At 61.1% G+C, this 22767-nt stretch carries 23 protein-coding genes and 1 pseudogene; 11 read left to right on the top strand and 13 right to left on the bottom strand.

Going from position 1 to position 22767, the window contains the following annotated elements; translation table 11 throughout:
* Positions 1–38: 38 nt before the first annotated feature.
* Positions 39–797 carry an SDR family oxidoreductase gene (locus tag CUJ91_RS30175; RefSeq protein ID WP_114157868.1) on the top strand — a complete coding sequence of 253 codons (759 nt, stop codon included), beginning with the start codon at positions 39–41 and terminating at the stop codon, positions 795–797.
* Between the two features lie 691 nt (positions 798–1488).
* On the opposite strand, the pseudogene CUJ91_RS35290 reads toward CUJ91_RS30175, so the two are convergent.
* A pseudogene (locus CUJ91_RS35290) lies at positions 1489–1676 on the bottom strand (response regulator); the annotation flags it as partial.
* A gap of 379 nt (positions 1677–2055) precedes the next feature.
* Positions 2056–3273, bottom strand: coding sequence for a diguanylate cyclase domain-containing protein (locus CUJ91_RS30165; RefSeq protein WP_114157867.1), 1218 nt, complete (start codon positions 3271–3273; stop codon positions 2056–2058).
* Positions 3274–3523: 250 nt separating this feature from the next.
* On the opposite strand from CUJ91_RS30165, the gene CUJ91_RS30160 reads away from it, so the two are divergent.
* Complete coding sequence (locus tag CUJ91_RS30160; RefSeq protein WP_107707123.1) at positions 3524–4324, top strand: YkgJ family cysteine cluster protein; 801 nt, start codon at positions 3524–3526, stop codon at positions 4322–4324.
* A gap of 14 nt (positions 4325–4338) precedes the next feature.
* Here CUJ91_RS30160 and CUJ91_RS30155 read toward each other — a convergent pair whose 3' ends face one another.
* The 3 genes from CUJ91_RS30155 to CUJ91_RS30145 form a co-directional block, all read right to left on the bottom strand.
* Positions 4339–4926, bottom strand: coding sequence for a hypothetical protein (locus tag CUJ91_RS30155; protein WP_244231043.1), 588 nt, complete (start codon positions 4924–4926; stop codon positions 4339–4341).
* Positions 4927–5156: 230 nt separating this feature from the next.
* Positions 5157–5636, bottom strand: coding sequence for a nuclear transport factor 2 family protein (locus CUJ91_RS30150; RefSeq protein WP_006047470.1), 480 nt, complete (start codon positions 5634–5636; stop codon positions 5157–5159).
* A 30-nt stretch (positions 5637–5666) separates the two neighbouring features.
* Positions 5667–6359, bottom strand: coding sequence for a TetR/AcrR family transcriptional regulator (locus CUJ91_RS30145; RefSeq protein ID WP_165919802.1), 693 nt, complete (start codon positions 6357–6359; stop codon positions 5667–5669).
* A 108-nt stretch (positions 6360–6467) separates the two neighbouring features.
* Here CUJ91_RS30145 and CUJ91_RS30140 point away from each other — a divergent pair, with 108 nt between their 5' ends.
* Entirely contained in the window at positions 6468–7118 is a 651-nt protein-coding gene (locus tag CUJ91_RS30140) for a YceI family protein (RefSeq protein ID WP_114157866.1), read from the top strand.
* Positions 7119–7159: 41 nt separating this feature from the next.
* Here the strand turns inward: CUJ91_RS30140 and tdh are convergent, their stop codons facing one another.
* Both tdh and CUJ91_RS30130 read right to left on the bottom strand, forming a co-directional pair.
* Positions 7160–8191, bottom strand: a complete 1032-nt coding sequence (gene tdh / locus CUJ91_RS30135; protein ID WP_006047467.1) for an L-threonine 3-dehydrogenase — start codon at positions 8189–8191, stop codon at positions 7160–7162.
* Complete coding sequence (locus tag CUJ91_RS30130; protein WP_114157865.1) at positions 8188–9402, bottom strand: glycine C-acetyltransferase; 1215 nt, start codon at positions 9400–9402, stop codon at positions 8188–8190. The genes tdh and CUJ91_RS30130 overlap by 4 nt, the downstream gene beginning before the upstream one ends.
* Positions 9403–9532: 130 nt before the next feature.
* Here CUJ91_RS30130 and CUJ91_RS30125 point away from each other — a divergent pair, with 130 nt between their 5' ends.
* From CUJ91_RS30125 to CUJ91_RS30115, 3 genes are all read left to right on the top strand, one after another.
* Positions 9533–10171: a helix-turn-helix domain-containing protein gene (locus CUJ91_RS30125; RefSeq protein WP_029967291.1), complete on the top strand. Its 639-nt coding sequence runs from the start codon at positions 9533–9535 to the stop codon at positions 10169–10171.
* A 102-nt stretch (positions 10172–10273) separates the two neighbouring features.
* Complete coding sequence (locus CUJ91_RS30120; protein WP_029967289.1) at positions 10274–10675, top strand: DUF2471 family protein; 402 nt, start codon at positions 10274–10276, stop codon at positions 10673–10675.
* A 55-nt stretch (positions 10676–10730) separates the two neighbouring features.
* On the top strand, positions 10731–11813 hold the full coding sequence (locus CUJ91_RS30115) for a tyrosine-type recombinase/integrase (protein WP_114157864.1): 1083 nt from the start codon (positions 10731–10733) through the stop codon (positions 11811–11813).
* 116 nt (positions 11814–11929) lie between these two features.
* On the opposite strand, the gene CUJ91_RS30110 is transcribed toward CUJ91_RS30115, so the two are convergent.
* A complete protein-coding gene (locus tag CUJ91_RS30110; protein ID WP_107707117.1) occupies positions 11930–13135 on the bottom strand; it encodes a DNA-binding protein in 1206 nt (401 codons plus the stop codon).
* Positions 13136–14973: 1838 nt separating this feature from the next.
* Here CUJ91_RS30110 and CUJ91_RS30105 point away from each other — a divergent pair.
* A complete protein-coding gene (locus CUJ91_RS30105; protein WP_114157863.1) occupies positions 14974–16323 on the top strand; it encodes a replication initiation protein in 1350 nt (449 codons plus the stop codon).
* A 123-nt stretch (positions 16324–16446) separates the two neighbouring features.
* On the opposite strand, the gene CUJ91_RS30100 is transcribed toward CUJ91_RS30105, so the two are convergent.
* Positions 16447–17505, bottom strand: a complete 1059-nt coding sequence (locus CUJ91_RS30100; protein WP_114157862.1) for a ParB/RepB/Spo0J family partition protein — start codon at positions 17503–17505, stop codon at positions 16447–16449.
* 25 nt (positions 17506–17530) lie between these two features.
* A complete protein-coding gene (gene parA, locus CUJ91_RS30095) occupies positions 17531–18193 on the bottom strand; it encodes a ParA family partition ATPase (RefSeq protein WP_006047459.1) in 663 nt (220 codons plus the stop codon).
* A gap of 1070 nt (positions 18194–19263) precedes the next feature.
* Between parA and arsC the strand changes: the two genes are divergently transcribed.
* Both arsC and CUJ91_RS30085 read left to right on the top strand, forming a co-directional pair.
* Positions 19264–19623, top strand: coding sequence for an arsenate reductase (glutaredoxin) (gene arsC / locus CUJ91_RS30090; protein WP_114157861.1), 360 nt, complete (start codon positions 19264–19266; stop codon positions 19621–19623).
* Positions 19624–19808: 185 nt separating this feature from the next.
* A complete protein-coding gene (locus CUJ91_RS30085; RefSeq protein ID WP_114157860.1) occupies positions 19809–20099 on the top strand; it encodes a DUF1272 domain-containing protein in 291 nt (96 codons plus the stop codon).
* A 54-nt stretch (positions 20100–20153) separates the two neighbouring features.
* Here CUJ91_RS30085 and CUJ91_RS30080 read toward each other — a convergent pair whose 3' ends face one another.
* Together CUJ91_RS30080 and CUJ91_RS30075 are read right to left on the bottom strand one after the other, a co-directional pair.
* The gene (locus CUJ91_RS30080; protein ID WP_114157859.1) at positions 20154–20357 is read right to left on the bottom strand and encodes a zf-HC2 domain-containing protein; all 204 of its coding nucleotides are present in this window, start codon (positions 20355–20357) and stop codon (positions 20154–20156) included.
* The gene (locus CUJ91_RS30075; protein WP_029967272.1) at positions 20344–20952 is read right to left on the bottom strand and encodes an RNA polymerase factor sigma-70; all 609 of its coding nucleotides are present in this window, start codon (positions 20950–20952) and stop codon (positions 20344–20346) included. The genes CUJ91_RS30080 and CUJ91_RS30075 overlap by 14 nt, the downstream gene beginning before the upstream one ends.
* Positions 20953–21201: 249 nt before the next feature.
* Between CUJ91_RS30075 and CUJ91_RS34520 the strand changes: the two genes are divergently transcribed.
* Positions 21202–21537: a hypothetical protein gene (locus CUJ91_RS34520; protein WP_167450661.1), complete on the top strand. Its 336-nt coding sequence runs from the start codon at positions 21202–21204 to the stop codon at positions 21535–21537.
* 131 nt (positions 21538–21668) lie between these two features.
* Here CUJ91_RS34520 and CUJ91_RS30070 read toward each other — a convergent pair whose 3' ends face one another.
* Positions 21669–21875, bottom strand: a complete 207-nt coding sequence (locus CUJ91_RS30070; protein ID WP_114157858.1) for a hypothetical protein — start codon at positions 21873–21875, stop codon at positions 21669–21671.
* Positions 21876–22154: 279 nt separating this feature from the next.
* On the opposite strand from CUJ91_RS30070, the gene CUJ91_RS30065 reads away from it, so the two are divergent.
* Complete coding sequence (locus CUJ91_RS30065; protein WP_114157857.1) at positions 22155–22709, top strand: NADPH-dependent FMN reductase; 555 nt, start codon at positions 22155–22157, stop codon at positions 22707–22709.
* The last annotated feature ends 58 nt before the right edge of the window (positions 22710–22767 follow it).

Here is a 22767-nt window from a genome sequence, read left to right as displayed (position 1 = left end):
AAGATAACGGCCTGCATGAGCTATTTTCAAGGAACGACATGAATCCCTCTTCTCCCATTCGCGCGATCGTCACCGGCCATACGCGCGGCCTCGGTGCGGCGCTCGCCGCGCAACTGCTTGAGCGCGATGTCGCGGTGCTCGGTCTCTCACGCTCGCGTCATGCGTCGCTCAAACAGCGCTTTCCCGCGCTGCTCGATGAAGTTGAACTCGAACTCGCTGACACGTCGCGTGTTGCGCAATGGACGGCGACCGATGCACTGCGCGCGTTCGTCAGCGGCGCGCACACTGTGCTGCTGATCAACAACGCGGGCATGGTGCAGCCAATCGGTCCAATCGACGCGCAGGACGCAGCGGCCATTGCCAGCGCAGTGAGCCTGAACGTCGCCACGCCGTTGATGCTCGCAAGCGCGCTCGCCGCGGCAAGCCCCGATGTGAGCGACCGACGCATCATGCATATTTCGAGCGGCGCGGCGCGCAACGCTTACGCCGGCTGGAGCATCTACTGCGCGACGAAGGCGGCGCTGGATCACCACGCGCGCGCCGTCGCACTCGATGCCACTCGCGCGCTGCGTATTTGCAGTCTCGCGCCGGGCGTCATCGATACGAACATGCAGGCGGAGATCCGCAGCACCGGCGTCGAACAGTTTCCAATGCGTGAGAAGTTCGAGGACTTGAAGCGCAACGGTCAGCTTTCGACGCCCGAGCAAGCTGCGGCTCAATTGCTCGACTATGCGTTCAGCGATGCATTCGGCGAAACGCCGGTGGCTGATATTCGCGAGGTTGGGAAGCGGGCGTGATGCGCTGTTGATGCGCTGGGGTGCACAGTCACTATCGCGGCTCCTGAAAAGTCTCACCTTTGGACCCGCGCGGCGATGATTCGTGTGCTTTTTGCAGCGGCGCGTCGCGCGAATTGCGCTTGATATGCTGTGGTTTTATCGCGCTGCTGCTGCGGCTTGCCTCGCCACCTGCGCCAGAACAGCGGGCTCCCGAAAATCCTCACCCTTCGCACGCAGCGGCCGAAGGTGAGCGGGAGGGAGCAGTTTCACAACTCCCGAAAACCCTCACCTTAAGCGCTTGCGGACCGCCCGCAAAGCCATGCTGGGCGTGGGCCGACGACCCCGAAAGAGGCGAATCCCGAAAACTCTCACCTTTAGAAGCACGCGAATGATCGGGATACCCAGGTAAGACGTCGATGTGGGGTGCGGTGAAAAAATGACTCGCAAACCGCGAACCGTCCGACTCGATATGGACGGTGAGGCACATGCGTTCCAGTCGCTCACGGATCGCCGCAGCGTCGAAGTGCTCCCGAATTCCCTCACCTTAGAGCGGATGAAGCCCCGGGACGACACAGCTTTGGCCTCCGCACCAGGCGGACATTTAGCGGATTTCGCCCATTTCCGCGACGATAACGCGTGCGAATCAAGCGCGGAACTCACGCGCCGAACCGCTCCCGAAAACCCTCACCTTTGACGGCGTGGCGCGCAAGCGTCAGTTCGCGAGCTTATGAAACGTCTCCAGCACCGCGTCGCCCTTGAACGGCTTCACGATCGAGCCCTTGACGCCGCAGCCTTGCGGCGTTCTTTCATTGCCGGGCTGCTTTCGGTTGTGAGCATGATGACGTTGACGGTCTTGTTCGCGAGTTCGCCGCGAATTTTCTTGGCCATCGTGAGGCCGGCTATATACGCGCGTCTACGTCGCTGAACAGCGAGCTTCATGCTTTGCCGTGCATCGCTCGTGTCGATGCCGAGACCGTTCCGGTTCAGAAAGAAAACCCGCCACTTCGTCGCGCACAGTACTGGACTCATCCACGATCTCACCTTTGCGGCGACCTCCTGGAACTCCTCACCTTTACGCACGCTGTCGGGTGAAATGCAGCAAAGGTGCGGCGTGAATCCTGGGACGACTCACCATTGCAGGCGTCGCGTCATCTCCTGGAACATCTCACCTTTGCATTGAAGACGTCGATGGTGATGCCGTCTCCTGGAATTCCTCACCATCCTGGAACGGCTCACCTTTGGCGATATCCGCAAGCAACGTGCGGACTCACGCGATACGTTATCGCGTCAGCTTGATGACATTCGACAGCCCCGCAGCCGGCGAATTGCCGAAGCTATAGGTCGAACGCCCGCTGCGTTTGGCCGCGTACATGGCGGCATCGGCGACGTCGAGCAAGCCCGCGATGCTCTGCACTCTGTCGGGAAACGTGGCGATGCCGATACTCACGCCAATCGCAAAACGGCCACCGTACTCTTTGTCGCCGATTGCTCGCACACCTGAGACAAGGCGCTCGGCGAGTTCCCGCAATTGGGCGTCGTCGCCGCAATCGGTTGCGAGCAGCACGAACTCATCGCCGCCGACACGAGCGAGCATGTCGCTCTGCCGCGTCGCGGCCCGCAGCGATTCTGCAAGCCGACGCAGCAACACGTCGCCGGCGCTATGGCCCATCGCGTCGTTGACCTTCTTGAAGCCGTCTATGTCGAGGTACAGAAGCGCGATTCGGCGCGACTCGGCCTCGTTGCCCGAGAGCGCGTCGATGGCGGACAGCAGCCGGCGGCGGTTCGGAAGTCCCGTCAGCGTATCCTGCGCGGCCTGTTGATCGAGCATGTTCGAATACGCGTGCACCCTCGCGAACGCACGACGCTGGACATACACCGTGTAACCCATCAGGCAGCACACGAGCACGGCAATGGCAACGAGCGCGGCGCTTCCGAACACGAGGCGCCGATGCGCATCCTGCGTGGCGACCTTGCGCCTTTCGCGCCACTCGTTCAGCAGTTCGCCGAGGTCCTGGCGCAGGCCATCCATATACGCCTTGCCTTCGTTGGTCTGCACGAGCTGGATGGCGGCCGCACGATTCCCGCTGCGAGCCAGTTCGATCGTGCGCGCGAGTTCGACCACCTTGTCGGTCTTCGCATGCTCGACACGGCGCACGAGTTCGAGCGATTTTTCGTCGCTGCCTGCTGTCTGCTGCAAACGCAAAACGGTGTCGTCGAGATCGCGAATGCCCTGGCGATAGGGCACGAGGTAGGCCTCGTCGCCGGTGAGCAGATAGCCGCGCTGGCCGGTCTCCGCGTTCTCGAGATCGTGCAGCACGCGATTCGCGGCGCCGAGCACGGCGAACGCTTCCTCGTCGCGCAGACCGTCGGCGACAATGATCTTCGCTTCGTACACGAACAGACCGGCTGCGACGAGCAAGCCAATGGCCATGCTGATGTAGAGCGCAATGAAACGGTTACGGTCGGCTTTCGCGGAGCGGAACAAACGCGCGGGCACGAGAGGCTCCAGGGCGGTGGGAATGGTGGAAGGGTGCAATGATACTGGAGAGCCGTGACAGGCTCTCGCGAAGCGTCTCTGGGTCGGCTATTCCGGTGATGCCACCGCATAACAATTTTTTTGAAAAGCAGTGTCAGGTTTTTGCGGCAGCCCCGACTAAGCCCAACATCGACCGTGTTGGATAGCGCGACAACGTCCGAACTATCAAACGCAACACGGGAAGAATGATTTGGCCAAAGGAGCTTGACGGATGGATATCGACTTCGACTGCACGATGTGCGGCAAATGTTGTCACAACCTTCGGTTGCCGCTGACCGTATCCGAAGCAATCGCGTGGCTCAAGCGAGGCCACGACGTTCAGCTATTTGTTGAAGCGCTGCCGTGGCCGGAAGAGCCGCCGGAAGACAATCTGGTCGCGGCACATAAGCGCCGGCGCTCGTTTGCGGCTACAAGCGGTTCTCTGCCCGTACGAGTGGTCGTTGTCATCGTTGCAGCATTCGATGGTCCATGTCCGAACCTGCTGGAAGATATGCGATGCGGAGCTTACGAGAGTCGACCTCTGGTATGCCGTATTTATCCTGCGGAAATTAACCCGTTCATTTCCATGGACCCAGCGCAGAAAGCATGTCCGCCAGAGGCCTGGACGGGTGCGAGCTCGCCACTGTTGCGTCAAGGACAAATTGTCGACGCGCAGATCGCCGCGCTAGTCGCTGAGTCGCGCAACACGGATGCTGCCGATGTCTGGGCGAAAGCCGCCCTCTGCACAACGCTCGGAATCAGCAGTGCGGCCTTGAGCAACGAAGGGTTCGTTGTTCACACGCCAGACCGATCCAGTCTCTTAAGCGCTCTTGAGTCGGCGCAAATGGTCAAGACGGCCACGGCAAGTTCCTGGCAATTTGTCTCGAACCGAAGTGAGACGGCGAACGCATTGGATTCAGTTGATGCGGTCGTATCGAGAACGTCGGCTTGGGAAGCAGAGGGCGCTACCTTCCTGGGCTTTTTCCCGGACGATGTCTCGGGGAGTGGGACTCACGAAAGCGGCGCTCACTGAAAGGTGAATAAGCACTAAAACTTGACCTTCACCTGAAAGCCGATGGTGAAGGGAAGATCGTCGGAAGGGATCGGCGGAATCACGATGAAGTTCGCGCCGACACGCTTGTATTCGACCATGATGAGCGGCGCGAGCACGGGTCCGATCGTGTGATCGCGGCCGAGTCCCCAGTTGCCATAGTTATAGCCGGAGATGATGCCGCCCATCGCCGCTATGCGGACAATGCCCCAGTGCAGAAAATCCGGCGACCAGACGCCGCCGCCGTAATACGACGGCCGGCGCAGTGAATTGCGAAAGCCGCCCGCCGTCAGCGCCCATTGATTGTTGAGCCAGCACTCGACGCCGAGGCCTGGGTTGAACTGCTCGAAGTGTTTGTCCGGGTCGGGATTGATGTGATACGAGCCGAGCATCGCGTCGACCCATACGCCGCCCTCGCACCAGTTGCCCGCATGCGCCGCCGATGTGCCGGCGACGCTCGCGGCAAGCGCGAACAATGCGCGGCAAAAGTGCGTTTTGAACTGGCCGGTGTGCTGGCTTTTGTGCTGGCTGTTGTGCCTGCCGATTTGCGTGGTCATCCGCCTGCTGATCTGCCGAAGATGCATGTCCTCTCCATCGCCAGTCGAACGCCGGCGCGATGCTGTTCTCATATCGGTGCGTGCCGCCCGTCGCGCACTGTACCGCAAGCCACTCGTGCGATGTTGAGGACGCACTCGGGCTTGCGGGCACAAGACGTGCCGTCAAGCGTCAGCACAACTCTAATGGAGGACCGATGGCAAAGCGGTGAAAGACGCGCGCCGCGTTTTCACGCGTTTTCACGTTGCAGGCAGAGTGTTTATAGACCGAGGTCGGAAAGGCCAGGGTGATCGTCGGGACGGCGGCCGAGCGGCCAGTGATACAGACGGTCCGCTTCGCGGATCGGCAGATCGTTGATGCTGGCGTGACGGCGCGCCATCAATCCATGCTCGTCGAACTCCCAGTTCTCGTTGCCATACGAGCGGAACCAGTTGTTGGAATCGTCGTGCCATTCGTAGGCAAAGCGCACGGCGATGCGGTTATCGGTGAACGCCCACAGTTCCTTGATCAAGCGATAGTCGAGTTCCTTCGCCCATTTGCGGCGCAGTAAGCCGACGATTTCCGCGCGCCCATGCGTGAATTCCGCGCGATTGCGCCACACGCTGTCCTGCGTATAGGCGAGCGACACACGTTCAGGGTCGCGCGTGTTCCAACCGTCTTCCGCGGCGCGAACTTTCTGGATGGCGGTTTCGCGCGTAAAGGGCGGCAGCGGCGGACGGGTTTCGATCGGATCGGTCATGAGATACCTCGCTTTTGGTCAGGTGGGCAGTCAGGATGCGGGTCGCCTCGTCGGCGGGGACTTGCGTGAAGGTCGGCTTGAAGTTTTGTTGCGTGCGGGCGTGTTCCCGTTGCCGGCTGATTGAGCGTCGAGCAAGGTGACAGCGACGGCCTGCGCGTCGAGCGCCGCATCGGGCTCGCCGCTCACAAGCGCAACGGCGATCGCACCGTCGAGCAACACGAGCCACTGCCGCGACAAACGGGCGGCGCGCCTCGCGTCCAGTTTGCTTTCGGCGATGAACTCGTCGAATTGCGTCCGCACGAAAGTCAGCAAGCGCTCCTTGTGCTCGCGCGCGACGATGCGAATCGGGTCTTCCGCCGAAGCGATCTCACCGGCCGCGTTCAGAAACGCACAACCGTGAAAGTCCTCCGACGCGAACCATTCGCGCAATACGTCGAACATGCCGAGCAGCCGTTTGCGCGCGCTCTTGCCGCGCCGCTGCGTGCCCTCGACAAACCAGTTCATCCAGCGTTCGTCGCGCCGCTCGAGCGCGGCCGCGACGAGCGCGTCTTTCGATTCGAAATGCGTGTAGAAGCTCTTACGCGCGGTGCCCGACTGCTTGACGATCGCGTCCACGCCGGTTGCATGAATGCCGCCCGCGTAGATCAACGCTTCGGCAGCGTCCAGCAGACGCTCACGCGCGCCAGCCGCCGATGCCTTTTCCATGAGAGTATCCGTAGCCATGTGCGAAGGGTAGAACGATCATTCTCCCTCGTCAAGTCTTGCCGCTTTTTGCACGACGTGCGCGGCACCTGTTATCCTGGTTGCCAGCAAACAACCGGAACTCACTTGATGAATGCGTTCACTGCCCGCAGCATTGCCGTACGCGCTTTACTCGCCGCAATGCTGCTTACATCAATGGCCTGCACGCCGCTGCAAGTGCTGACGCATTCGGTCAGCCAGAACGAAGCGCGCGTGCCGGTCGGGCGCTACGACCTCGACCTGGATCATTGCAGCATTACGTTCGACGTCGAACACTTTAAGTATTCGCGCTTCACCATGCGCTTCGATCGCAAGAAAGGGCAACTGAACTGGAATGAAGGCGGTCTCGAAAAAAGCAGCGTGTCGGTTTCAATCGACGCCGCGAGCATCGACACGAACGTGCCGCTGCTCGACAAGATGGTGAAAAGCGCAAGCCTGCTGGACGTGGAGCGCTATCCGGAGATTCGGTTCGTGAGTACGAAGTTCGAGCGCACCGGCGAATCTCGCGGCACGTTGACGGGCAATCTGACCATTCACGGCGTAACACAACCCGTCACGCTGGATGTCACGTTCAACGGTTTCGCACGAGATCCGCTGACGAAAAAAGACACGCTCGGCTTTTCCGCGGAAGGACAGTTCAGCCGCGCGAAGTTTGGCCTCGCGACGTGGTATCCCGCAGTGGGCGACGACATTCACGTACGAATTCAGGCTGAATTCGGCAAAACGCCCGCGGGCGCGTGAGCGCATCGCGGGCGTGTGTGAGACGGCAAGCGTCGTGATGCTTACGCGGCCGTCCAGTCGAGAATGACCTTGCCGCTTTCGCCGGAGAGCATGGTCGCGAACGCTTGCTGGTAATCGTCGACCTTGAAGTGATGCGTGAGAATCGGCGACAAGTCGAGCCCGCTTTGCAACATCGCCACCATCTTGTACCAGGTCTCGAACATCTCGCGGCCGTAAATGCCCTTGATTTCGAGGCCCTTGAAAATCACCTGAGTCCAGTCGATCGCGGTCTGCGCCGGCGGAATACCGAGCAGCGCGATCTTGCCGCCGTGGTTCATCGCTTCGAGCATGCTCGTAAAAGCGCTCGGCACGCCGGACATTTCGAGGCCGACGTCGAAGCCTTCGGCCATGTGCAGGTCCGCCATCACGTCACGCAGCGATTCGCGCGACACGTTCACCGCGCGCGTCGCGCCCATCTTGCGCGCGAGGTCGAGCCGGTAATCGTTGATGTCGGTAATCACGACGTTGCGCGCGCCGACGTGCTTCGCAATCGCCACGGCCATGATGCCGATTGGCCCCGCGCCGGTAATCAACACATCTTCGCCGACGAGGTTAAACGACAGCGCCGTGTGTGTGGCGTTGCCGAACGGATCGAAGATCGCGGCGAGGTCGTCGGAGATTTCAGGCGGAATCTTGAACGCGTTGAACGCCGGAATCACGAGATACTCGGCGAACGCGCCCTCGCGATTCACGCCGACGCCCACCGTGTTGCGGCACAAATGCCGGCGTCCCGCGCGGCAGTTGCGACAGAAGCCGCAAGTGATGTGGCCTTCGCCCGACACGCGATCGCCGATCGAAAAGCCGCGCACTTCCTCGCCCATTTGCACGATTTCGCCGACATATTCGTGGCCGACATGCATCGGCACCGGAATCGTTTTTTGCGCCCAGTCGTCCCACTTCCAGATGTGAATGTCCGTGCCGCAGATCGCCGTGCGCGTGATGCGGATCATCACGTCGTTATGGCCGACTTCGGGCAGCTTCACATCGGTCAGCGTGAGACCCGGCGCGCGTTCGAGTTTTGCGAGTGCCTTCATGCGCCCTCCGCCTGGATCACGCCAAGCTCACGGCCGACGCGCGCGAACGCATCGACGGCGCGGTCGATCTGTTCCGTCGTATGCGCCGCGCTCATTTGCGTGCGGATGCGCGCGCGGCCTCTCGGCACGACGGGGAATGAAAAGCCGATCACGTAGACGCCTTCCTTCAACAGCGCATCGGCCATTCTGGAAGCAAGCTGCGCGTCGCCGAGCATCACGGGAATGATCGGATGTTCGCCCGGCACGAGCGTGAAACCAAGCGCGCTCATCTTCTCGCGAAAGTGCGCGCCGTTTTCGCGCACGCGGGCGCGTAGTTGCGCGCCTTCGTTGCTGGCGAGCAGTTCGAGTACTTTCAGCGACGCCGCCGCGATGCTCGGCGTCAGCGTGTTCGAGAACAGATACGGCCGCGAGCGCTGACGCAGCAATTCGACGATCTCCTTGCGCGCGGCGATATAGCCGCCCGATGCGCCGCCGAGTGCCTTGCCGAGCGTGCCCGTGATGATGTCGACGCGCGAGAGCACACCGCAATGTTCCGGCGTGCCGCGTCCCTGTTCGCCGATAAAGCCGACGGCGTGCGAGTCGTCGACCATCACGAGCGCGCCGTAGCGGTCGGCCAGATCGCAGATGCCGGCGAGGTCGGCGATGATGCCGTCCATCGAAAATACGCCGTCTGTCGCGATGAGCTTAAAGCGTGCGCCGGCCGCGTCCGCCTCTTTCAGTCTGGCTTCGAGGTCCGCGAGATCGTTGTTCTTGTAGCGAAAGCGCTTGGCCTTCGAAAGCCGCACGCCGTCGATGATGCTCGCATGATTCAGCTCGTCGCTGATGATTGCGTCGTTCTCGTCGAGCAGCGTTTCGAACAGGCCGCCGTTCGCGTCGAAACAGCTCGAGTAGAGAATGCAGTCGTCGGTTTGCAGAAACGCGGCGAGCGCCCGCTCGAGTTGCTTATGGACCGTCTGCGTGCCGCAAATAAAACGCACCGACGCCATGCCGAAGCCGTCGTTGTCGAGCCCTTGCTTCGCGGCGTCGATGAGGCGAGCGTCGTTGGCAAGACCGAGATAATTGTTCGCGCAGAAGTTCAGCACCTCGGCGCCGTCGGCGAGACGAATATCGGCCGATTGCGGGCTGTCGATAACGCGCTCGCTCTTGTAAAAGCCGTCGGCGCGAATCTGCTCGAGCGTGCCGCGCAGATGGGCGAGAAATGAGTCACGCATGAACCGGGCTCCTGAATGGGTGAGACCGACGTGGGCGAACAGGCAACGGCCTGCTATAGTCGGTTGTCAGTTTTATCGGATATTTTCGTTTTTTCGAACTAAAATCCGGTATATCGAACAACTCTAAACGATGGGTCAGGAAATGGCAAGTTCGGGTATTCGCCGTGCGGCGGCCGGCGCGGCACCCACTCCGAGTGCGATCGCGGCGCCGGCAATCGCGGCGCCGCCGCGCGTCGGCGAACAGATTCAGCGCCTGCGCGCCGAGCGGCGCATGACGCTCGACGATCTGTCGCGTGCGGCAGGCGTGTCGAAATCGATGCTCTCCGAAATTGAGCGTGACAAGGCGAATCCAACGATCGCAGTCGCCTGGCGGCTGACCAATGCGCTTGGCGTGAGCCTGGATTCGCTGTTCGCGCCGCAAAAGACGCCCGAGGCGATCGCCGTCGCCGGTCCGCACGAGATTCCTACGTTAAGCGGACACGACGCGAAATACCAGTTGCGCGTGTGGGGGCCGATCGAGCTGGCCGGCAAATTCGAGTGGTACGAGTTGACGCTTCAGGCGGGTGGTGCGCTCGTGTCCAATGCGCACGAACCCGGCACGCGCGAGCATCTCACGGTGCTGCAGGGGTCGATTGAAATCGAGGCGGCCGGGACGACAAAACGGCTCAAGGCCGCGGACACGGCACGCTACGTCGCCGATGAGCCGCACGCTATCCGCAATGCCGGCAAAGGCGAGGCGAAGGCGTTGCTGGTGGTGATTCACGGCTGAGGTATCGAGCAGCAAGAGGCGTCTACGCGGAATCGGGGCTTGCGCGAGGTTGCGCCGGATACTGTATGTTTGTACAGTACAGGCTATCGACTGGAGCCGATAATGAACGACCTGAAAACCGCCCCGACCGACCACGCTCTGGCTGCGCTGCGCTATCAAACCGCGGCGCGCGATCTCGAACGTATCGTCCGCAACATCGCCGGGCGCTATATCGTGCAGCAAGTGCCGCTCACCTGGCGCCTGCTTCACGCGATTGAAGCCGAGGCGCTCGCCGACCTCGGATTTGCCAGCCGGCATGACGCGCTCATGCTCGGTCTGTTTCAACGTCCGTCGGATTTGCCCTATCCCGAGACTGACGAGGCCGTGGACTTCGGCATGTCGACCGCGCTGCCCGCCGTGTTCGCGTTTGCTGTCTCGGCTTACGAGGAAGCCGCTCGCCGCGCCGCGCAACGTACCTCCGAAGGCGCTGCTGTCCACAAGCGAGTGCAAGCCTGGGGCGATTAAGCCGGCTGCGCTTGCGCCGCGTCTACAATATGCGCAACTAACCGATAGATAGCGCATGTCGCCTCCTCACTTGTCCGATCCGGTGCCGCGTCCCCAATCGTCCACCGATCTGTTCGATCAGCAACGCGAAGACTGGCGCCGCGATCCGCAAGTCGCGTTCGACGCGTGGCTCGCCCGGCAGCATTTCAGGCGCTCCTCGGCGCAGGTGTACCAGGCGCAGTGGGGGCTTTTCCTCGAGTGGCTGAGGGCGCGCCAAAAGAGTCTCGTCACCGTCGATACGCAGACCATCGCCGATTTCGTCGCCGGGCTCGAGATTCGCAAGCCGCAACGCGTACGCTATCTGCGGCTTATCGAGCGGGTGCTGGATCATGTGCGCGAAGTCGAGGCATCGTCGACCAATCCTGCCCGCTTCATCGCTCAGGATGGCGAGGCTGCGTGGCGCAACGCGCGCGACAACGAGCCGACCGGATTCCTTCATCACGCCGAACGCGCCGCGCTGATCGCGCATCTGTTTTCGCCCGTGCAGGCGCTCTCACGCGCGCAGCGCTGGAAAGAACGGCGCGACCGCGCGCTGATCGCGGTGTTTCTCGGCGGCGGACTGAAAACGGGCGAGGCCGCCGCGCTTACGGTTAGTTGCGCGACGCCAGGCTCGCCGTGGATCACGATCGATTCGACCAATCCCATGCTGGTCCGGCGGACACGGCTCGCGCCGTTCGCTTCCGCGATTCTCGACGCCTGGCTGGCCGAGCGGCGTTTGGTCGGGCTCGCTGGCGATCTCGTTTTTGCCGCGTCTCCTTCCGGCAGGCCGATGCATAAAGCCACGATGCTTCGCGCAGTGGATGCGCTCGTCGACGCGGCGGGCATCGCGGCGTCGCGTACCTCGCGCGCCAGTCCGCACACCTTGCGCAACACGTTTGCCGCGGATCTGTTCGAGAGCGGCGTGGAAGCGGAGCTGGTCGGACAATGGCTCGGATTTGTTCAGGCCGTGTCCGCGAATCGTCTGTATCGCGCGTGGCAAACGTGGATGGAACAGCAGAATTCACGCGTCACCGAGGAACCCGATCCGGCCGCGCCGCTCCTGCCCGAAGCTCGCACCGACAGGCGTTTTACGAGGAAAGCAGGCTCGGCCGAATCCTGAAACTTCTCACGTTTCAGGTCCCGAATTTCCTCACCTTTGCGGGCTCTCGGGCTCTCGGGCTCTCGGGCTCTCGGGCTCTCGGGCTCTCGGGCTCTCGGGCTCCTCGGCTCCTTGCTTCAGGCCGGAGCGGACAAAGAGCCGCGCGACAAAAACCGGCTCACGGCTTCCAGCCGTGAATCGCCCGGCCCGGACGAGTGATCGCATTCCGGACATTGCAATTCGAACTGGTGATCGACTTGCGACAGTTCCGGCTCACCTTCTTCGCATTTAGGACAACGCAACGGCAAGCTCACGTGGCCATCGGCTGCGGTGCCGATCGTGCGCAACTCGTCGCTGGTGAGACGGCCGGCTTGCACGAGCGAGTACAGCAAACCGCCGATCGCCGGATCGATGCCCTGTTGGCTGCGCAGGCTCGCGAGTTCTTTCGTCAGCGCGTCGATCTCGTCCGATTGTTCGCGCATTTGCGCATCCAGCCGGTCGCCGCGCGCTTTCGCCGCGGCAAGTTGCTGAATGAACTCGAACTCCTTGCGGCTGGCGTCGCGCACACCCGACTGATAGGTCGCGGCCATGCTGCGCAACGAATCCAGTTCGACGAGCATCGGCTTGACCCGGCGCTCGGCTTCCGCGACGGCGTCCTTGATCTGCTGGGCATAGTGCTCGGTGCTCTGGCGCAGCTCGACATGTAAGGCGTCGATGCGATCGCGCAGCGTCGCGTTTGTCGCCTGCTCGGTGTCGACGCGTTGCTGAAGTGTCTGATTTTCGTGTTCGAGCCGGCGCACCGCTGCCTGAAGTCCTTCCTGATGGGCGGTGCCGTGCGTGGCGACGGCGGAGAGCTCGGCTTCCAGCGCCCGGATGCGTTCCCACGCGGCTTCCGCCCGTTGCTCACTGCGCTTGATGGCTTCTTCGGAGGCGTCGCGGCGGATTTCCGCGTCGCGCGCACGCTGCTCGGCTGCTGCGATTTGGGCGCGTGCTTCGTCGCGCTCGGCATCCAATGAGGTGCGTGCTTGTGCGACCGCTTCTTCAAAGAGTGCGCCCAAGAGTTCTCCGGCACGCTCTTCCAAAGCTTTCGGGATTGCGCCGCCGCCGATCTTCACACGCGAGACGTTGCGGATGCGCTCCCAGAAGTGGTCGATGTCTTTCGGGATGTCGCTGGCGCTGCCGGTCTGGGTTAGATCGCGGACGGCTGCCATCGACGGACGTATGCCGAGATCGAAGAACAGCCGCTTGCAGGCGTGCAGTGAGAGTTCTTGCCGTCGAGCGCCTTTGGTTCGCATCGCGTCCAGCTCTTCGCGTAGGGCTCGACGTTCGTCGTCCAGGTTCATTTAGGCCTCTGCGAGTCGTGAAGTGTAGCGATCATAACAAGTTACGTATCGGACGATACGATTTTTTGTCTACTGGCTGTGGCAGAGCCTTTTTATGCTGGGTAGCCTGCGCTTCCTGTTCGTTGCGTCGTGCGTGCTGGTTTTTTCCGTGAAACAAAACGAAGAACGTCATGTAAGTCTTTGTTCTGTCGGCTGAATATCCACTTTTTCTTTCATTAGGCACTGTTTCACGATGCGCAAGCTTGGGAAGGTGGTTGGGGATGTGGCTCTTTCCGGAGGACTCGCGGGTTCGAGACTAGAGAGTAATAAAAGTAAACACCCTTGAACCTAGGTTAAAAACGTTAACGCCAAGGCAAAGCCTTACCTGGCGCGGGTTTCCCGGCGGCAAGGTGAAGCTTTCCGGGAAGCCAGGTGAGATCCTGCGGGACGCACGAGTGATGAGGTTCGGGGACAGTGGTGAGCCGGTGCGGGAAACATCGTGAGCGGGTTCGGGAAGCGTCCTTGCAGTGAGTGCCGGCACAAGGTGAGATTTTGCGGGAGCTTATCATTCGCGAGCGCCCGGCTGCGCTAGAAAGCAATCCCTCGCGCCGGCGGAGCCAAGGTGAGTGTTTACAGGACGGTCGCAACACGCTGTTTTTGCCCCTGTTCGGGGGTCCAAAAACCTCGAGGTGAGCGAAGACAGGAGAAAACGCGGATGCAAGGTGAGGTTTTACGGGGATCGGTAGGCTGTTTTGCCTTGATTTTGTACAGTCGACTGGCGTAGGTGAGCTTTTTCGGGAGCGTTGGCGGCATTGGTGATGCTTTTTGCCACGACATGGCGGTGAGCGGTGACTGCCCTATGCAAAAGGTGAGGAAATACGGGACCTGCAACTAGGGGCTTGCCACGGGTGCTCAAAATCCAGGCGCCGACAGGCAAAGGTGAGGCTTTTCGGGAGATTTTCGGCCGCGTTTCTCGCCCAAAGGTGAGCGAATGCAGGAAAGCAGCCGACTTTATGGTCCGCAAATGTCCTGTGGACGGGGCTTGATCTTCATCGGGCCAGAGCGAGTTGGATCTGAACGGTGAGCGTTTTCGGGAGCGTCTTGCGCTGCACCAAGGCTCCTGGACAGTGACAATTCGGCGTTAAGGTGAGGTTTTACGGGAGATGCAGAGCCGCGCGCGGTGCATGGTGGTTCTTTTGTGTTCGACGTAAGTCACTGACAATAAAGGGGAAATTACTGAGTTAGCCGAAAGGTGAGGCTTTTCGGGAGGAAGGTTTGGCAACTGCGCCAGCGCATCGCCGATACCAAAGGTGAGAACTTCCGGGACTGTTTTGAAGCAGTACCGATAGCCTGGGTTGCTGGAACCCGCGTCATCCGGAGCGCTGAACGCACTTAATGGTGAGCTTTTGCGGGAAGCTACGGGCACTACTGATCGCATGCGCCGCCGGACAACTGGACTGCGCTGGCCGCGGCGCTCCGCGAACGCATAGGTAAAGGGTGCGCTTGCCCGTCGAGATCGCAGTATTCGCGTCGTCGATCTGTCTGCGTCCGGCTTACCAGCGCCGCGACCGTGGACGACAAGCGTTGCGGTCCAAAACCCAAAAATTTTTAAGGTGAGAAGATTCGGGACGATCGAGTTCCCCTTTCCGTCCGCACAAAAAGCGCGGGTTTTTTCCCAAGCCGCGACGCTAAAGGATCGCCGGAATCTCGCGTCAAATGGTCAGGTGAGGGTTTTCGGGAGTCGCCCGAGGTGAGCCGCGTCGCGTAAACTGCCTTCACCCGCAACGGTGAGAGCCGCGCTATAGACGCGTATCACCACAGTCGGTATGCTCTCGCCAAATCCCTCCTTGACCAGACGCATGGCCACGAAGCGCGCCAAGAAAACCGATGTAGTCAGCCCGAGCTCGGCGGAGTTGCGCAAGGCCGTCGAGGCGATCGCCATTCAGCCCAAGAGCGGCAAGATCACGCTGCTGACGCGCAAGCTGTTCAACGTGCTGCTCGCCGTTGCACAACAGGCCGACGAATCGGGCGATACCTACCGCGCGTTGCTGTCCGACATCGTCGCCAATTCCGCGTTCGATTCCAACGACACCGCGCTCGTCAAGGAACACCTGCGCCGTATGGTGTCGGTTCAGGTCGAATGGAGCACCGGCACGTCCAGCCAGAAGCCCGGCCGCAAGTGGGGCATTTCCACGCTGATCGCCGACGCCGAAATTCTCGAAGATCCGACTACGCGGCGGGTCTGGGTGGAGTTCTCGTTCGCGCCGAAGATCAAGAAGAAGCTGCTCGATCCGGTCCAGTATGCGCGCCTGAGCCTGCAATTCCAGAGCCAGTTGCGCAGCAGCGCGGGTCTCGCGCTGTACGAAATCTGCGTGCGCTATCTGACTAATCCGAGCCATCTGACGATGCGCGAATCGTGGGAATGGTGGCGCCCGATCCTGTCGGGCACGCCCGACACGGAAGCCGGCGACGAAGCGAAGCGCGAGTACAAGTACTTCAAGCGCGACTACTTGCGCCCGGCGATTGCCGAGGTTAATGCGGTCACGAACATTTTCGTCGAGCTGATCGAGCACCGCGAAGGCCGGCGCGTCGCCGAAATCCAGTTCCGCGTGACCGAGCGCAAGCAGCCGATGCTCGCGCTCGATGAGCATCCGAACGTATTCGACAGCACGCTGGTCGACCGGATGGTCAAGATCGGCATCCCGCTCAAAGAGGCTCAGACGCTTTACGCGGACAGCGAGGAGAACCGTATCCGCGCGGCGCTGCAGATGACCGAGCAGCGCATGCGTAGTACGTCGTTGCCGCCGGTCCGCAGCGCGCCGGCGCTCTTCAAGGACGCGCTGAAGAAGGGCTACGCACCGCCGGTCGAAGCCGTGCCGTCCGTCGGCAGCGCGAAGGCTGCGGTGGCGGCGCCCGCGGACGACCTGAAGGCGCGCCTGTTGGGCGAGTATTCCGCGTATCGCCGCCGGGAAGCGCGCGAGCTCTACGACGAGCAGGGCGAGTCGGAACGCGAGATTGCGCGGCAGTCTTTCGAGGAAGAAGAATTGCCGGGGCTCGGCGCTCACATGCGCGACGACTGGCGCCGCCGGGGACTGGACTCGAAGATTGTGGAAACCGCTTTCTTCGATTGGCTCGCTCGCAAGACGTGGGGCGAACCGACGGATGGCGATCTGCTCGCCTTTACGCTGAGTCAGTCGCGCGCGGCCTGATTGCGCCGCGCCTCGCCGCATCCCGCTCTGATTGCTGGCGGCGGCGGTTGGCTTGCGCCGTTGTGCCGCCGCTTCGTTCCGCGCCTGGTTCTGCGCCTTGTTCCGCGCTTTGTTCCGCGTCTATTACTTCAGCATCTTCTCGATCTGGCGAAGAATGTCGTCGCGCTTTTCACGCGTGAGACCCTTCAGGCGCAACTCGATCCGATCATCTCCGTATGACTTCAGGTCGCCCACCGATACGCCGTCCAGCTTGATTTCCAGCCGTTGCGCGTAGCGCTGGCGACCCGCAGGCTTGGTGCTTTCCTGCGTGGTTGCCCTGCCTTTGACGATGTCGGCGACCTGCCGCGTGCTCAGGTCGTCGGAGATGATTTTGTTGATGAGGCGCAGCGTCGCGTCGGCACCGCGCGCGGTGTGGTAGCGGCCCACTTGATAAGCCATGTTGGAGCCGAAACGATCCGGCCGCGCGACCATCTCGTGCATGACCGCTTCCGGCAATTTGGCGATCGACAAGGCGACTGCAACCGTCGACTCGTCGAGGCCAAGGTGCTCGGCAAGTTCCTTCTGGCTCTGGAAATGGCGATCTTCAAGAAAGCGTTTCCAGACGACTGCGTTGTCGAATACGGTCTGCGAATCGCGTTGGACGTTGAGGTCGTAGCCGAGCTTATAGCTCTGGATTCCGATCGGCAGGTCGATAACGATCGCCTTCACCGATTCCTTGTTTGCTTCCTTCAGCGCGCGCACGCGTCGGCCACCGTCACTGACGAAGTAGGTGCCGGGATTGTCGTAGTCGGGAATGACGTGAATTGCCTGCTGCTGCCCTTGCTTCGCCAGGTTGACGGCAAGTTCGGCAATCGACGACTTCAGATAAAAATGCCGCGGATTGAACGGGCTCGGCTTGATGGTCTTCAACGCGAGTTCGATCACCTGGCCGGGGCGGTACCCGTGTTCCATTCTCCACGCGCGATAGGCGGCGGACTCGTTCTCCGTATCAACGGTGTGGAGGTCGGTGTGTGCCTGCGGGATCACGGACGATAAGGTCCGCGCCGTCCCGTCTTGGGACTTCGCGACGTTGTTCTTCACCAGACCGTCGATGGCGTTCAGGCGGTCAAGTGCAGTTCGTTTCTCGCTGCTGGTCGTATCAGGACGTGCTTGAAAGCCTTTGGCGAATTGGGAGGGTTTCATTCAGGGTCCTTTATGCGCATAAACTTCACGGGAGCAAGGCGGCGATCTCATTCGCGCACGCCCGTACTTCGATCGCGGCGAGCTTGGCGCCTCGATCGCTCATCTGTAGCACTGTTTGACCCAACGCCATCGCCTGCTTGTAGGCTTCGCGCGTGGGGATCTGGGTCTTAAGGAGAGGAAATCCAAGCTCCTCCAACGCGCGCTTTAGTTCACGCGTGAGCATCCGTTTCTCTTCCGTCTTGTTCAAGAGGAATACTGCGCGCAGGTCTTCGTTCATGACCTGCGCCTGCTGAACGAGTTTGACGAGGCCGATGCTCGACCAATAATCGGCCGGCGATGACGACGTCGGTATGACGGCGACGCTCGCCGCCAGCAGCACAACGCCCGACACTTTTTCCGTAATGGAAGGCGGGCAGTCGACGACGATGATGTCGTAGTCGGCCACGAACTTCTTGATCTCGCGGTGGATCTGGCTCCCGGCTTCGGAGAGGTTGACAACGGGGAACGGGATGCCGGTATCACCGTCGGATGAGGCGCTCGCCCAGTGGATCAGAGTGTTCTGACCGTCGGCGTCGACGACGAGGACCCGTTTGCCCTTCTCATGAAAAGCTGCCCCGAGGTGCATCGCGATTGTGCTCTTCCCGACACCGCCCTTCTGTTGAGTTACCGCGATGATTTCCGCTGCCAATGTTCACCTCCTTTTTTAGACGCAAAAGGATTTTACCTGGATGATTTCGCATTTCAATCGTTTCTTGTGTAAAGAGATAGAAATGGCCGATCGGGTTAGGTTTATGCGCATAAAGATGCGGTGAAGCGTGGCGAGTTGGAGCTTGGGGAAAAATGCTTCGCGGCTTGTGCTGTGCGGATGAGCCTACTACCCGTCGACATCGTGCTGGTCTCCAAAGACCGGTTGGTGCGCTGGCGATGAATGCGACGCGTGCCACGGTGGACTCATGCGTCGGCTTGCCCGTGCGATCTCGTATTGCGGATAAGCATGGGCACGAGGCATGAGACGCGAGACGCGCGCGTGGGATTGGCAGCGTGGGGCGTGGGCGCAAATGCAGCGGGTTCGTTCCGAAGCGCCCGGAGCGGTTTATGCGCATAAACTCGCGTCTATCACGGAGTGCTTGTGCGTGTCTTTGTGGGTCGACGCTATTAGTAGGTCCGTGGGCCCGCGCGTTCGAGGGGCGAGCGGCGACTTGACGATCACCATGCAGAACGCAGTGTCCCGTGCGAGGCGAAGCCTGACTACCAACCCTGCGAACTAGACGTAACAACTGTCTTGGGTGAGGCTAGAGCTAACGCCAGCGCGGGGCAGTTTATGCGCATAAACCGCGGTCCGCGCGATCGGCGTCTCTGTCACGGATCGCAAAAGCCGCCAGAACAAAAACTGACAGCGGCGTGCAGCAAGGCACAAGCGTCGGGGACTCCCCAGCGAACGACCAAGAAACACCGCCTGCTCTATCGCACAAACGGACAGTCAATCGCTGCAAGACAGTCCTGCGCGCATTAGCCGCCTAGAAAAGTTGCTCAACGACGCATCTAGCGAAGCCCCGCCAACCATCGCCCCGAAGCGTCCCGGATCCGCACAAATCTCCTGGCGCTCGCGTCGTTAGCGGTCCGCGCCTCGCACCACCGATACCCAACCCACGCCCACAAACCCCAACCTCTCCAACCCGAGCGGCTAAAATCAGGCCAAGCCCCATCCCCGGAACGAAACGACTGACTGGCTCACCCACCTCCTTTACTCACCGCCCGATGATCACCATCTACCACAACCCCCGCTGCTCAAAGTCCCGCTCGACGTGCGAGCTAGTCACCGCGCAATACAACCGCGACGAAGAACCCACAACAATTATCGAATATCTGAAGCAACCGCTCACAGTCGCCGAATTGCATGAGCTGAATCGACAACTCGGCTGTCCCGTCCGCGACATGATCCGCGACTCGGAGCCCGAATATAAGGAACTGGGTCTTTCCAATGTGACGCTTTCGGACGCTCAGTTATACGAAGCATTGGCCGCGCATCCGATCCTCCTGCAGCGACCCATCGTGGTGCGGAACGGACGAGCCGTGATAGGCCGGCCACCCGAAAACGTAGCGGCGTTGTTCGTCTGACGCCGTTGCTGCCTGCTCCAGTCGCGAGGCAAAGCACGAACGCAACTTGCGAACGCAATCACACTGGCAGCAATTGACGCAGCGCTGTCAGTTGCGGAAACGCCATGCCACCTACACTGGCGCTGCGCTCAATGCTAGCCAGGTTCGTCAGCGCGCGAACCGAAAGAACTTGATGCGGAGTCCGAATGCTTGAACTACGACCGTCCTGTGAAGGATGCGGCAAGTCGCTGCCGCCGAACGCGTCCGACGCGATGATCTGCACCTACGAATGCACTTTTTGCGAAGTATGCGCACTCACCACGTTGCGCAACGTGTGCCCGAACTGCGGCGGCAATTTCCAGCATCGGCCGATACGTACGCGCGCGCAATTAGCGAAACATCCGGCGCGCGATGAACGAAGCCCCGTCTCAATCGACGAACCCGCGCACGCACAATTCCTCGAGCGCTATCGGAGCACGCCGCCCAGCGAACGGTAACGCTGGCAGTCGCAACGGGCATCACCCCGCAAGGCGAGGCAAGCCAACGCGACCTCAATCGTCGCCGTTCGCCGCGCCAGACGTCGAAATGCCGCTCATCGTGTGGGCGGCTTCACGCAGCAGTCGGATCTGTTTGCGATAGTTGCGGCAGCCGCTGCACGTCGGCAAATGCAGCCGGATCGCGACCCACTCGCCGGTCGTCAAGGAACGGTCGAGTGCGTCGGACAACAGGCGAGTGATGTTCTTACACTTCCCCATTGGCGTCCTCGCTGGATAGACCCTTCTCGCTCAGGCACGTCCGCAAGCGCAGTCGCGCGCGATAAATCAGCACACTGCAATGGTTCGCGGTCATCTGCAATTCGGCGCAGATCGCGTCGGTGTCGAGGTCGAGAAATTCGCGCATCATGAAAACGCGGCCGATGTGCTCAGGCAGATGCTCGAGGCACATCTCGAACAAAGTCCAGAACTGTTGCTGACGCAGCGCCGTTTCCGGTGTGGGCCACGGTCGGGGTTTGGTCTGCTGCGACCAATGGCCGTTGTCCTTGAACAACTCGCGATCCAGCAGCGCCTCGTCCTCGAGTTCGGACTCCAGCGCCGAGAGATTCACCGTGCGTTGCCGGGCCCGCAACGTATCCACGAGCTTGTGCCTCAAGATGCCGAATACCCACGTCTTATGCTCCGATTGCCCGGCAAACCGGTCGCTCTGCGTCCAGGCGGCCGCCAGCGCTTCCTGGACGGCGTCTTCGGCAGCGGCGGCATCGCGCAACTGGAGGCGGGCGAAACGCACCAGGTCCCGGCGAAGTCGCGTCAGGTAAGCGCGATCGTCGAGTGCGGCGCCGCTCACTTGCGCCACGAAACGCTCCGCGCCACATTTCGCGGCACGCGCAGGGTGTCGTTTGAATAGTTGTCGCTCATAAGCCGGGCGTCTGTCTCGTACGAGGTTCGAAGATGTGCGCCATTCTGCCGTAGGTTGCGGCCCAAGCGAATGAGTAATGGACATGCGCGATTCCCCCATCGAGTGATTCAAAGGGTTCTGTCGCGCCGCGCCGCCGGTTTATGACGAACGGAAATTGATTATTGCGGAAATCGAAAACCGCACGCCGTGCTGATATCGAAAGCCGTAAGGCCGCCGGCAAACGCAGGCAGGCAACGGCGCGGCCCCAAAGAACGCTCGGCGCCGGCACCGATCATTTCAAAAAGCGAAAAGATGTCTTCCGGTCTTCCCCATTTTTACGCAGACACCGAATGGCTATTCTTCGTCCGTCGATCGACCGAGATCGCTGCCAACACCCTGAGGAGTAGCACCATGAAACGCATTCTGTCCGCCTTGATCGCTTCCATCGCACTGTTCGCCGCCGCTTCGGGCGCAGCCGAGGCCGCCGCTCCGTCGCAGTGCAACGGCCCGGCGTCCTACTGCAACGTGTTCTTCGGCAACTGATCGGCCGGCGCCGGCTACACGAACCCCGAGCCGACGCAAACAAAAAAGGGCGCCCATTAAAAGGCGCCCTTGTCACATCCAACACCAGCGCGGCAACCCACGCCGCCCAGCGCACAGCGCACAACAGACCGCTACGACTTCCCGCTGCCGTCCATGCCGGCGCCGGTCCGCCACACATCTTTGCCGCGCTCCGACAGCTTCCCGCTGCTATGCGTCGCGTCCGCCTGCGTGCCGTCGACGGCCATCTCGCCGCCCGGTTGTTCCAGCGAGCGCGGCTTCTCCTTTTTGCGAGCCGCGACTGCTTCATCGTGCGATTTTCCGGCGTGATCCAGACTCATGGCTGATCCTCCGTGAATGCTTGCTGCCTCCAAATGGCATAGGCCGGAGGCAGGCTTGATTGACAAGGCAAAAGTACCAGTTATCCACAAGGTTATTCAGTAAATCTGTGGATAACTTTTGCTGGCCGTGGCTTATCCACCGGCCTAGCGCAAACCCGCCACACTTTTCCGCCGATTCACCGCTCTGGCGCTCGACCACGCACCGGCGTCGGGCTTTTTGCCTATGATGAGCAGTTCGTACCCTTCGCGCCTCGAGCGCCTAATCCAAGGAAGCGAATCATGGCCCTACATATCGCAGTCGTCGTCGGCAGCCTGCGCCGCGAGTCGTTCAACCGCCAGTTGGCGCAAGCCGTCATTTCTCTCGCGCCGCCCGAGTTCACTTTCGAATTCATCGACATTGGCTCATTGCCGCTTTACAGCCAGGAGTACGACGCCGACTTCCCCGAAGTTGCCAGGCAACTCAAGCAGCGCGTGGAAGCCGCCGATGGCCTGCTGTTCGTCACCCCCGAATACAACCGCTCGATTCCCGGCGTGCTCAAGAACGCGCTCGACTGGGGTTCGCGCCCGTGGGGCAAGAATTCCTGGGGCAACAAGCCGGGCGCGGTGATCGGCACGTCGGTCGGCGCGACCGGTTCGGCTCTCGCGCAACAACATCTGCGCAATGTGCTTGCCTATCTGGACGTCGCCACGCTCGGCCAGCCCGAGGTGTTCATCAAGCACGACCCGGCGGTCATCAACGAGAAGGGCGAAATTCTCAACGACGGCACGCGCAAGTTCCTGCAAAGTTTCGTCGACCGCTACGTGACGTGGGTGAAGCGGCATACCGCCGCCTAACGCCGGCACCTACGCTTCGCAAGACAAGCTGCCCACATCAGCCGATATCAAATGCAGC

The sequence above is a fragment of the Paraburkholderia graminis genome, from assembly GCF_003330785.1.
Taxonomy (GTDB): domain Bacteria; phylum Pseudomonadota; class Gammaproteobacteria; order Burkholderiales; family Burkholderiaceae; genus Paraburkholderia; species Paraburkholderia graminis.
This window is presented reverse-complemented; position numbering and strand designations above follow the sequence as displayed.